The organism is Fusicatenibacter saccharivorans, from assembly GCF_027667425.1.
GTDB classification, from domain to species: Bacteria; Bacillota; Clostridia; order Lachnospirales; family Lachnospiraceae; genus Fusicatenibacter; species Fusicatenibacter saccharivorans.
In genome coordinates this window covers 32,236-43,741 of record NZ_JAQEGR010000013.1, presented here as the reverse complement: position 1 = coordinate 43,741, position 11,506 = coordinate 32,236, and the positions used below count along the sequence as shown (strand labels likewise).

7 protein-coding genes are annotated in these 11,506 nt (G+C 50.2%); 2 read left to right on the top strand and 5 right to left on the bottom strand.

The features are described 5' to 3' along the window. Positions 1-107: 107 nt before the first annotated feature. From PGS38_RS12700 to PGS38_RS12690, 3 genes are all read right to left on the bottom strand, one after another. Positions 108-1,037 carry a carbohydrate ABC transporter permease gene (locus PGS38_RS12700; RefSeq protein WP_022463175.1) on the bottom strand — a complete coding sequence of 310 codons (930 nt, stop codon included), beginning with the start codon at positions 1,035-1,037 and terminating at the stop codon, positions 108-110. Positions 1,038-1,051: 14 nt separating this feature from the next. After that, complete coding sequence (locus tag PGS38_RS12695; protein ID WP_022463174.1) at positions 1,052-1,987, bottom strand: ABC transporter permease; 936 nt, start codon at positions 1,985-1,987, stop codon at positions 1,052-1,054. Positions 1,988-2,442: 455 nt separating this feature from the next. Beyond that, positions 2,443-4,683, bottom strand: coding sequence for a glycoside hydrolase family 3 N-terminal domain-containing protein (locus PGS38_RS12690; RefSeq protein ID WP_022463172.1), 2,241 nt, complete (start codon positions 4,681-4,683; stop codon positions 2,443-2,445). A gap of 217 nt (positions 4,684-4,900) precedes the next feature. On the opposite strand from PGS38_RS12690, the gene PGS38_RS12685 reads away from it, so the two are divergent. Next, positions 4,901-5,968, top strand: a complete 1,068-nt coding sequence (locus PGS38_RS12685; protein WP_022463171.1) for a carbohydrate-binding family 9-like protein — start codon at positions 4,901-4,903, stop codon at positions 5,966-5,968. A gap of 51 nt (positions 5,969-6,019) precedes the next feature. Then, positions 6,020-7,042: a LacI family DNA-binding transcriptional regulator gene (locus tag PGS38_RS12680; protein WP_022463170.1), complete on the top strand. Its 1,023-nt coding sequence runs from the start codon at positions 6,020-6,022 to the stop codon at positions 7,040-7,042. A 132-nt stretch (positions 7,043-7,174) separates the two neighbouring features. On the opposite strand, the gene PGS38_RS12675 is transcribed toward PGS38_RS12680, so the two are convergent. Together PGS38_RS12675 and PGS38_RS12670 are read right to left on the bottom strand one after the other, a co-directional pair. Further along, on the bottom strand, positions 7,175-10,285 hold the full coding sequence (locus tag PGS38_RS12675; RefSeq protein WP_117802517.1) for an alpha-mannosidase: 3,111 nt from the start codon (positions 10,283-10,285) through the stop codon (positions 7,175-7,177). A 115-nt stretch (positions 10,286-10,400) separates the two neighbouring features. Beyond that, the gene (locus tag PGS38_RS12670; protein ID WP_055221374.1) at positions 10,401-11,390 is read right to left on the bottom strand and encodes a glycoside hydrolase family 130 protein; all 990 of its coding nucleotides are present in this window, start codon (positions 11,388-11,390) and stop codon (positions 10,401-10,403) included. Between the last annotated feature and the right edge of the window lie 116 nt (positions 11,391-11,506).

Genomic DNA, 11,506 nt, shown 5'->3' with positions numbered 1-11,506 from the left:
TTTTCCCGCCGGAAGCGCTTTTGCCTGTCCGTTGTCCGGACTCTTTATTTACATACCGCCGTTTCCCGTGCGGCAGATAAATCGTTAAAAAAACTTCTTCTTGTAAATCAACCCTTCATGGATCCGATCATAACACCCTTTACAAAGTGCTTCTGCACCAGTGGGTACATAACCAGAACCGGGATACTGCTGATGATGATCAGCGAGTATTTCATAACGTCGATCAGCTGCTGTTTTTCCTGCAGTGCTGCTCTTGCTGCCGCAGTTGTTGCTGTCTGGGACAGCGCGGTCTGGTTCGTGATCAGGATGTTACGCAGAACCAGCTGCAACGGATACTTTGCTTTGTCCGAAATATAAACGAGTGCTGAGAAGTATGAGTTCCAGTGACCGACACCATAGTACAGAACCAGAATTGCGATGATCGCTTTGGAAAGCGGAAGTGCAATCTGGAAAAAGAATCTCGCCTGGGTGCAGCCGTCAATTTCAGCTGCCTCATACAGCTCTTCCGAAATGTTCGACTTGAAGAAGGTTCTTGCCACGATCATGTTGTATACGCTTAAGCATCCCGGAAGAATCAGTGCCCAGATCGTGTTCAGCATCTGCAGTCTCTGAATAACCAGATAGGTAGGGATCAGACCGCCGCCGAAGAACATGGTGATCAGGTAAAAAATGGTGATCGGTTTCTTTCCGGAGAAATTGCTTCTGGAAAGTGCATATGATGTCGGAAGCGTTACGATCAGGTTGACCATGACACCGCAGAAGGTGATGATCAGGGAGTTTAAAAAGCCTCTCATAACCTGGTCGTTTTTAAATACTTCTGCGTAGCCCTTCAGGGTAAATCCGATCGGGTGAAGCAGTACTTTACCACTCGATACGGCGCTTGGCGCACTGATGGATGAAATGATAACCCAGTACAGCGGATATGCCACAACAAACAGAACCAGCGTCAGGATAATGAAGCAGGCTGCGTCAAAAACGACGTCCTCTTTGCAGCGTTTTATTTTCTTTTTTGTCACTGCGGTATTTTCTTTACTCATGTTTTTGTTTCCTCCTACCACAGGCTGTTGCCCGAAAGTTTATCAGATATCGTATTGACAATGATCAGCATAACCATGTTTACGATGGTGTTGAACAGACCGATTGCTGAAGAATACGACATATCGTTGTTGATCAGACCGACCTTATAGACGTAGGTGGAAATGATCTCGGATACACTGGCATTCAGGTTGTTCTGCAGAAGGAAGGCTTTTTCAAAGCCGACGGAAAGAATGCTTCCGCAGTTCATAATCAGAAGAATGGTCGCGGTCGGCATGATCAGCGGAAGGTCGATGTGACGGATCAGCTGTAATTTCGTCGCGCCGTCTACCTTTGCCGCTTCATGCAGCTCCGGGCTGATGCCGGCGAGTGCTGCGAAGTAGATAACAGAGCTCCATCCTGTACTCTGCCATACGCCGGTCCACACATAAATGTGTCTCCAGTACGCTTTCTTCGCCATGAAGTTGACCGCCGGAATTCCGATTGCTTCCAGTACGTGGTTGATAACACCGACGGACGGAGACAGGAACAGAATGATCATACCGCACATAACTACGGTAGAAATGAAGTTCGGCGCGTAGGTGACGGTCTGGATCACTTTCCGGTATCTCTTATGGCGGAAGGAGTTCAGCATCAGTGCCAGGATGATCGGAATCGGGAATGATACGACCAGTCCGTACAGACTCAGGATCAACGTGTTCTTGATGGTGGATGCAAAGTATGGAGAGTTGAAGAATCTCTCAAAGTAGTACATGCCTACCCACGGGCTCTTAGTGATTCCGGCCGTCGCATTGAAGCGGCGGAACGCGATCTGTACACCATACATCGGAATGTAGCTGAAGATGAATGTCAGGATCACGCCCGGAACACAGAAAAGCCAAAGCGAGATGTCTCTCTTAAAGGCGCGGATGGTACGGCCTTTTTTCTTTGCTTTTGTTGGTTTCTCTTTCATTTCTCTTTTTCCTCCCTTTTAAAGGTTTCGTGTTTTCCTTGATTGTCGCATTTCCGGTCGTAAACATTTTGAACATTTTGCTTTCGCATCATCCTCGCGTGTTCCTTCTTTTTTGTGCAACTGCTACAATCAAATCTGTGATTTAAGATTTATCCAACACTGTTTTGTTGAATTTATTTTACCTTTTGTTACCTTATTTGTCAACCATTAATTGAACATATATACCAGTTTGTTACTTTTACGCAATTTAAGCAGGCGTTTTTTAGGCACTTTTCCTATATTTCGACGCGTTTTTCGGTTTTTCTGTCCCTTGCGGCCGTGATCCATGTTATCTTTTTTCGTATTTTCGTCCATTTCAAAGAAACAAAAAGGGAGAAAATACGTCGTTTTGTTTCGCAACATATTTTCTCCCTTTGTTCAGTTTTATTACTTTTTATATTATCTTCCGTCAAGCCTTACATTTCAGTTACATTTCCGCTCCACCATTTCTCTGCTCCATCCTCGAGCATCAGCTCATAGTCATGGCAGATCACTTCCGGTTTTCCCGGAATCTGGACAAAGTTCATCTCCTCTTTGGAAAGCTGGAACGAAACTTCTTTTTTCTCACCCGGTGCAAGAGAAATTCTGGTAAAAGCTTTCAGCTCTTTGATTCTCGCTACCACACCGCCGGAACGTTTCCGCACATACAGACACGGAACGGAGGTTCCTGCCATGGCACCGGTGTTCTCTACGGTAAACGAAACGGCAGCACCGTTTTCTTCTTTGTTCACGGAAACATCGCTGCACGCAAACGTCGTGTAGGATTTTCCCTCACCGAACGTATGCAGCGGCTGGCTCGTCATATCGCAGTATGCCGGAACGACGGAGGTACGGTAATTGTAGCACACCGGAATCTGACCGGCGTGGCGCGGCATGGATACCGGGAGACGGCCGGACGGATTCGTGGTTCCGTAGAGCATCTCTGCAACGGCCTTGCCGCCCATCGGACCCGGATAAAACGCATACAGAAGGGCATTCGAAGCATTTTCGATATCCTCGATGCAGTATGCTCTTCCTGCGATCACAACGGTTACCATCGGCTTGCCAAGGCGGGCAAGCTCTGCAACCAGTTCTTCCTGTGCTGCCGGGATGTGAACCTTTGCGGTGTCCATTCCCTCGCCGCAGTCCATCGAACGGCTGCCGGTTCCCTTGGATGCTGCACCGTTTGCATCGAACACAGCTCCGCCGAAACGGGAAGAAGAACCGCCGACAACAGCTACGATCACATCGCTCTTTGCTGCAAGTGCCAGTGCTTTTGCTTTCTCGTCCTCGTCAGCCTCTGAAAATTCACTTCCCATTGCATAGGAAACTTCCACGCCCTCCGGTGCTTCCTGTTTCATGCCCTGAAGGACGGTGACGCACTCGCTTTCCGGAACCGGCGGGGTGTAGTCGCCGAGCATGCAATAACGGTCTGCTGCGTGATAGCCGATCACAGCTACTTTTTTGTACTTCTTAGCAAGCGGCAGCACACTCTCCTCGTTTTTCAGAAGAACAGCGGACTCCCGTGCCAGGGAAAGAGATACTTCCGGGATCCCGGCTTCTTCCGGGGTGAGCATGTTTTCTTCCATATAAGGATGTTCAAACAGACCCTTTTCAAATTTCAGCTTCAGAACTTTGAGAACAGACTCGTCGATCTCGCTCTCATCGAGAAGTCCCTGCTCTACGGCCTCGCCGAGACGGCTGAACGCTTCATCCCAGAGGCTCACATCCACACCGGCTTTTCTCGCTGCAACGCCTGCATGCAGAGTATCACCCTCGGTATTCTTAAGGAAATCTACAGCCAAACCATCTGCCATCACAATGCCGTCAAAGCCCATTTCACCGCGCAGAACATCGCGGAGCAGCCATGCGTTTCTGTGGCAGTACACGCCGTCGATCTCGTTGTATGCCGCCATGATGCCTTCCACGCCTGCTTCACAGCACGCTTTTGCCGATGGAAAATGGATTTCCCGCAGCTCCCGCTCGCCGATTCTTGCAGCACTCGCGTTCACACCTCCGGTTGTCTCGCCCTGTGCGCAGAAGTGTTTTGCCACACTGCCGACACCGGTGGACTGCATACCGGTGACTGCCGCTTTTGCCATGGATGCGGCAAGGCACGGGTCTTCAGAGTAGCACTCCTCACTTCTTCCCCATCTCGGGTCGCGCGCCATATCGAGCGCCGACATCAGCGCCAGATCCACATGACCGCTCTTTAACTGTTTTCCGCATGCCTTGTAGCCTTCGGAAAGAAGTTCCGGGTCGAATGTTGCGCCTGCTGCCAGGTTGACCGGAAGCAGACCGCCGCCGAGCGCCTGATGGCCGTGCGGGCACTCGGTGCTCATCATCATCGGGATGCCGAGGCGGGAATGATCGATCACATATTTCTGTACTATATTATAGGCTTTTGCGGAAAGTTCCAGCACAATGCCGGTCTTCTCATCTTTATCTGCCCACGGATCGGCACGGTACAGGCCGTACAGGACGCCAAGCCCTCCCATGCGCTCTACTTCCTCTTTAAATTCCTCTGTCAGTGTAAACTCCTCACCCTGTCTCTCGTAAATCCGGAATCCGTACAGACGCTGATTTAACTGTCCTACTTTTTCCTGCAGCGTCATTTTTCCGAGCAGGTCTTTTGCGCGCTCTTCCGGGGAAAGGGCCGCATTCTGATATGCTTCCATTGTTTTTGTTTCCTCCTTGTCCTTCTCCTTATTTCAAGTGGCTTTATTGTACCGCATTCTTTTCATTTTGTCCACAGTAAGTTATCTTTCGTTCATTTTTGTTCATTTTAATGTTGAATTTTATTACTTCTGGTGTTATGATACCTTTTGTCGACACGTTTTCCGCGTGTTTTCTAAAAAAGCTTAACAGTAAATATTTGAAAGGGAGATTTTTACTATGAGTACAAACATCACAATTCCGGTTCCGGCAGTCCCGTTCGCACCGCCGGTTTACACCTGCCACCGCGCAAAAAAGCCGTTCGAGTTAGACGGAAACATCAACAAACCATTCTGGGAAGATGCCCCGTATACCGACGAATTTCTCGATATCGAAGGAAGCCACATGCCGCTTCCGCGCTTTGTCACCCGTGCAAAAATGCTCTGGGATGACGAGAACCTTTACGTAGCAGCCGTGCTTGACGGCGATGAAATCTGGGGACACCAGACCGAGCGCGACTCCGTCATTTTCCTCGACAACGATTTTGAAATCTTCGTTGACCCGGATTCTGATACGTACCATTACTATGAGTTCGAAATGAACGTTCTGAACACGGTATGGGATCTGTTTCTTTCCGAGCCATACCGTGACGGCGGAAGCGGCCTCAATGGCTACGACATGCACGGTCTGCGCACCGCTGTTCATGTAGATGGCTCCATCAACGATCCATCCGCAGAAAACAAGTGCTGGAGCGTTGAGGTTGTCATTCCGTTCGCTGCTCTCTATGAGTATCAGAAAGAACGCCGCGCACCGAAAAACGGAGAATTCTACCGTATGAACTTCTCCCGTGTTCAGTGGAAAGTGGACATCAAGGACAACACTTATGTAAAACGTACCAATGAAGCCGGAAACGTTCTCCCGGAGGACAACTGGGTATGGGCTCCGACCGGTGTCATCAACATTCATTACCCGGAACTCTGGTCTTTCGTTTTCTTCTCTGACGACCGCGACGACGCACCGTGTGACATCACGATTCCGGAGGACGAATACCGCAAATGGGAACTCCGCAAGCTGTATTACGCAGAAAACATTCTGTTTGAGACAACCGGTTCCTACAGCGACAGTCTTACCGTCTTACAGGAGACCCTTGCCGCTTACGCTCCAAATGACTTCAACAAAACCGTCAAAGCTCTTGACTACACCATTGAGACCACAAGCCACTCTTACCTGATCACCTGCCCGAGTGCCGACGGAGCACATTTACTCCTTCTGTCTTCCAATGGAAAGGTTGAAAAAGTTACACGTTAAGTGTATAATATGTGTTAGCACTCAAAATTTGTAACAGGATCGGTTTAAACTATGAAAAAAGTAACGTTACAGGAAATCGCGAACTCCCTGGGCATCTCCCGGACTACGGTCTGGAAGGTGTTCAGCGGACACGAAGGCGTCTCCGATTCCCTGCGCACCAAGGTCATCGCCAAAGCCCAGGAACTCGGCTATGCCATCCCGGAGGATTTTCAGTATCCGCAGAGCGCAGAGGAGACCACGCCGGTCAACATTGCAGTTGCCGTCTGCAGACCGGAAACCTCACTTTTCTGGATGACCATCATCCACCAAATTGCAAAAGTATTTTCGACACACAATGTCAATCTCGTTTACACGTATCTTCCGACTTCGGCGGATAAAACGTATTTTCTCCCGCCGACTCTTACAAACGGAAATGTTCACGGCATCATCGTTCTGAATGTGTACAACGAGCGTCTTCTGCGCCTGCTCGCAGAGACACAGATTCCGAAAGTGTTCCTGGACACTTCCTCTCTTGTTGCCCCGGATGAGCTGAACGGCGACCTGCTTCTCATGGAGAGCCGCACCAGTGTCCGCCGCATCACCTGCCATCTGCTCGAGCAGGGACGCACCCTTCCGGGCTTCATCGGTGATATCAGCTACGCACAGTCCAACCGCGAACGATATGAAGGTTTCTGCCAGGCTCTGGCGGATGCCGGTAAAAAGGTGGATTCTTCTCTCTGCCTGACGACACCGCTCGGCATCGATACGTACCGTGAAGAAATCGATACCTTCCTTTCTTCCCTGTCCCGCATGCCGGACGCTTTCGTCTGCGCCAGCGACTACGTTGCCTGCATTCTGATGCAGCTTCTCGAAAAACGGGGCTTACGCGTACCGGAGGACGTTGCAGTATCCGGCTTCGACAACAATACAGAGGATCTTCTGGCAGAACATCTGACGACCGTTCAGGTCTTCAACGAAGAACTCGGCGCACGTCTGGCACTCCAGATTCTGTACCGGATCAAATATCCGAACACGCCGCATGAAATTACGTATCTCGGCACCAACGTGCTGTACCGCGATTCCACCGGTGACTGATTTTATTTTTCATCTGTTTTCAAAAAAGACACCGTCTTCCCTTCCGGGACACGGTGTCTTTTTCTGTTGCTCGGCATATCAACAATTGGTCCAGTGGACCAATTGTGATTTCTATATTTTATTTCTGTTTTCTTACTTCGCGGTGCGGATGCGGATCGTACGGATCTCATACGGCTTGATCGTAAGCTCAATCTCGTTCTCCTTCACACCAAGCGCGCCCTCGATCGGGTTCTCGAGAAGGTCGGTCTCCTCAGCGGATGCAATTGCCTCTGCGCAGTGCAGGGTCACTTTCGTTCTTGCATTCTCCACCTCGTACAGACGAACGATTACGCCGTCGCCGTCCTCTGCCTTCTTCACAGTCTCAAGCACTACGTCGCGTTTGTCTACAGACAGGAATTCCATGCGGTCTTTCTCTGCTGCACCTGCAACTGCTTTTGCCGGTACGTTCAGGTTCAGAGCTTCCTGCTCGGTGCCTGCCTCACGCCATGTTCCTGCGTGCGGATACAGAGAGTAAGTAAAGAAATGCTCTTCCTGGTCTGCGGTCAGGTTCGGCTCAGTTCCGGATTTGATCAGAGTCTGCGTCATCACACGGTTCTTCATGGAATAGCCGTACTTGCAGTCGTTCATCAGGCTGACGCCGTAGCTTCCCTCTGAGATATCAGCCCATTTGTGGCCGCATACTTCGAATCTTGCCTGATCCCAGCTTGTGTTGGTGTGCAGTTTTCTTGTCACATTACCGAACTGGATATCGAAAGTTGCCTCGTCGCTGTGAACGTCTACCGGGAAGTGAACTTTCAGTACATGCTCGGCGAACTTCCAGTCAACGTAGGTTTCGAAGTCGATTCTGCGGTCTTTTGCATAGAAATGGATCTGCTGGCGGATGACGGTGTCCATCACTTCGCGCTCAATTTCCAGTGTTGCGCGGACCGGACCGTTTTCTGTCCACTCCATGCGGCGTACACCCTCCACCTTCCAGGATTTCTCGGTATGGAAGATATCCAGGTTCCATGCGCTGTACTGCAGAGGTTTGTCCTCATAGATACGCAGCTCGTTGCCGGTTGTTCCGCTCTGAAGCACTTCGCGGTCATTCTCTTTATCAAACAAGGAAGTGAATTCACCGTTTGCATCGATCTGGATCGTGTAGAACGGAGTCTCAAGGGTATAGCCCTCTCCAGCTTCTGTTACAGCAAATGGCGTTTCCGCAGCGGCTCCGCTCGTCGGGCGCAGAACCTGATATCCTTTGGACGGCAGGTTTTCTGCATAGACAATGGCTCCGTCTTTCGTCTGCTGTACCGGATATACGGTGGTTCCGTCGGTCATGGCTTCTGCCGCGGTCTCACCGAGTACAACAACGTCGTTTCTTCTGTGGCCGAGAGTGTTCCATACGGTCACGCTCTCGTCTTTTGTTCCGCAGAGTGCTTCCATGCGCTCGCCGATCAGTTTTGCTGATGTCTCCGCAATCTCTGCATATTCTTTCTTCGTCTGCTCATATACCTCATGGATCGAGGAGCCCGGCAGAATATCGTGGAACTGGTTGGTCAGGATCATCTCCCACATGCGGTTCAGTTCTTCGGTCGGGTATGCTTTTCCGGCGTTTTCGGCCAGAACGGACAGAAGCTCTAATTCCATCATCGCGTACTCGCTCTTACGGTTGCCGCGTTTGTTGCGTGCCATCGAGGTGTATGTTCCGCGGTGGAACTCAAAATACAGTTCGCCGATCCAGGTTGGGAGGCGTTTGCTGTCTTTTACCTTCTCATGCAGCTCGTCGAAATACGTTCTCGCAAATGCCTGGCGTACTTTCGGCACACCTTTGATGCCTTTTTCCATACGTTTGGATGTCTCCAGCATTCTTCTGGTCGGGCCGCCGCCGCCGTCTCCGTAGCCGTAGCTGATCAGGATATCGTTGTTGATGTCCTTGTTCTGGTAGCGGTCCCATCCGCCCATGATGGCATCCGGGTGCAGCATTCCGTTGTATGTGGTAAAGAAGCTCGTCTCCGGCTGTCCGACGCCGAGCGTTGTGATCATATGAGTGAATACTTCACTTCCGTCGATGCCTTCCCAGTTCATCGTATCGTACGGCACTTTGTTGAACTCGTTCCATGCCAGTTTGGTCGTCATGAAGTAGTCAATTCCGCATTTTTTCAGAATCTGCGGCATCGCTGCGCTGTATCCGAAGACATCCGGCAGCCACAGGATCTTGTTGTCCACGCCAAACTCTTCTTTGAAAAAGCGTTTTCCGAACAGGAACTGGCGCACGAGGGACTCTCCTGAAGTCAGGTTGCAGTCTGCCTCAACCCACATGCCGCCTTCCGGCTCCCAGCGTCCTTCTTTGACTCTCTGGCGGATTTTCTCGTACACTTCCGGGTGTCTTTCTTTGACAAAGCTGTAGAGCTTCGGCTGGCTCGACATGAAGTGATAGTTCGGATACTCCTCCATCAGTTTTAATACCGTTGCAAAGCTTCGGCAGGATTTCTGGCGAACCTGGTCAATCGTCCACAGCCATGCCACATCAATGTGGGTGTGGCCGATGCACGTTGCCACAACTTCGTCCCAGCCGCCCATTTTTTCATAGATCTCTTCCTGGATGCATTTTTCTGCCTCTTCGATGGAAGCGTAGAACTCTTTACTGTACGGCTTGCGCAGGTCCAGCAGATTGATCGTGTTGGTCAGTGCGGTTTCGAGATCCAGACGCGTTTTATTATCCTCGTCCATACGGTTCAGGCCCTGCATCGGAACGATAAGGTCGTAATAGATCTCCTCGATTTTCGCATCATGCTCCTCAAGGTCTGCCAGCAGACGGAACTCGCTGTGCAGCGTTCCGGTGTAGGACTGCAGGTCAAGCTGGATTTTTTCACCGGCCTTTGCGTTTTCTCTTACAAGTACTTCGCGGTGGTTGATATCCATACCCTGGATCACTTCGCCGTTTGCAAACAGCAGGAACTGCGGGTTTCTTCCGTCATCCCAGTCGTCCAGTCCTGCATGGACTCTCATCCAGAGATTTTTTCCATCGAAACTCTCCGGAATGGTGATGGTGGTGCGGAACCAGTAATGTTTGTCCGGTCCGTACCAGCGGTCATTGACCGTATCAAACGATGTCCACGGCTCTTTTGATGCATCGGCCTCTGCCGGTGTGATATAGCATCCGTTTTTCACCTGCATATCGGTGATTTTGATTTTCTGTGAAATCGAAAGTCTTGCCAGTTCCTGGCAGATCACGTTCACACGCTCTTTTACAAATTTCATAGTGCCTCCTTATGCTTTCCATGGGGTCATTTTTAAAAAGAAAGTCCGCCGGACCTGCAGGCTTCTTTCACCCGTAAGCCCGGCGGACTTGTCGCTTTTTAAGTTATCTTATAAATCAAAGGCTATTCTCTTTCACATAGTTCAGCAGCTCATCTACGGTTGTGAATGCCATACCGGTTACAGTATCTGCGCATCCGTAGTAGATAGTGATTCTTCCGGTTGCTGCATCGCTTAAGGTTGCGCACGGGAATACTACGTTCGGAACATCACCCATGCACTCGTACTGGGTGATCGGAGCCATAATATAGTCTTTCGTTCTGTATTTTACTTTCCACGGCTCGTCGATATCAAGCAGTGCGCATCCCATACGATATACGTATCCGTTGCAGGTTGTGATAACGCCGTGGTAGATCAGCAGCCATCCCTCATCTGTTTCGATCGGAACCGGGCCGGCACCGATCTTGGTGCACTGCCATGCAGACTCATCGCCGCGGACCGGGCTCATCATGTGACGGTGTCTTCCCCAGAATTCCATATCTTTACTCTGGCTGACAAAGATATCGCCGAACGGTGTATGGCCGTTGTCGCTTGGACGGCTCATCATCATGTAGTAGCCGTTGATCTTTCTCGGGAACAGCACGCCGTTACGGTTGAATGGAAGGAATGCGTTCTCAAGCTGAACGAATTTCTTGAAGTCATAGGTGTAAGCAACACCGATGGTCGGGCCGTGATAGCCGTTGCACCAGGTTACATAGTATTTGTCGTCGATTTTGCAGACACGCGGGTCATAACGGTACTCTCTTGTCAGAATCTCCTCGTCAGCGCCCTCAAATTTGATCGGTTCATCCTCGATCTCCCAGTGGATACCGTCTTTACTTCTTCCAACGAAGATGTCCATGCTGATGGAACGGCTGTCGCAGCGGAATACACCTACGTATCCGTCCTCGAACGGTACGACTGCGCTGTTGAAGATACTGTTGGAACGTTTCTGCTCGTAACGGCCGATGATCGGGTTCTGATCATAGCGCCATACCGGCATGTGCTCTCCTGCTGGTTTTTCCTGCCAAGGCATATCCGGCAGATTGTTTCCGATGATTTTACTCATGATTGTTTCCCTCTGTGAAAATTATTTTTTTCTTTCTCTCTTGTCACGCCATACGGACATTTTTGATCTTTCGATCCGATACTTCTATCTTCGTCCATTTCTGCGCAAAAGTCAAG

Coding starts and splice junctions, on each gene's coding strand:
- PGS38_RS12695 (WP_022463174.1), bottom strand. CDS start 1,987: ATGAAAGAGAAACCAACAAAAGCAAAGAAAAAAGGCCGTACCATCCGC.
- PGS38_RS12685 (WP_022463171.1), top strand. CDS start 4,901: ATGAGTACAAACATCACAATTCCGGTTCCGGCAGTCCCGTTCGCACCG.
- PGS38_RS12700 (WP_022463175.1), bottom strand. CDS start 1,037: ATGAGTAAAGAAAATACCGCAGTGACAAAAAAGAAAATAAAACGCTGC.
- PGS38_RS12675 (WP_117802517.1), bottom strand. CDS start 10,285: ATGAAATTTGTAAAAGAGCGTGTGAACGTGATCTGCCAGGAACTGGCA.
- PGS38_RS12690 (WP_022463172.1), bottom strand. CDS start 4,683: ATGGAAGCATATCAGAATGCGGCCCTTTCCCCGGAAGAGCGCGCAAAA.
- PGS38_RS12670 (WP_055221374.1), bottom strand. CDS start 11,390: ATGAGTAAAATCATCGGAAACAATCTGCCGGATATGCCTTGGCAGGAA.
- PGS38_RS12680 (WP_022463170.1), top strand. CDS start 6,020: ATGAAAAAAGTAACGTTACAGGAAATCGCGAACTCCCTGGGCATCTCC.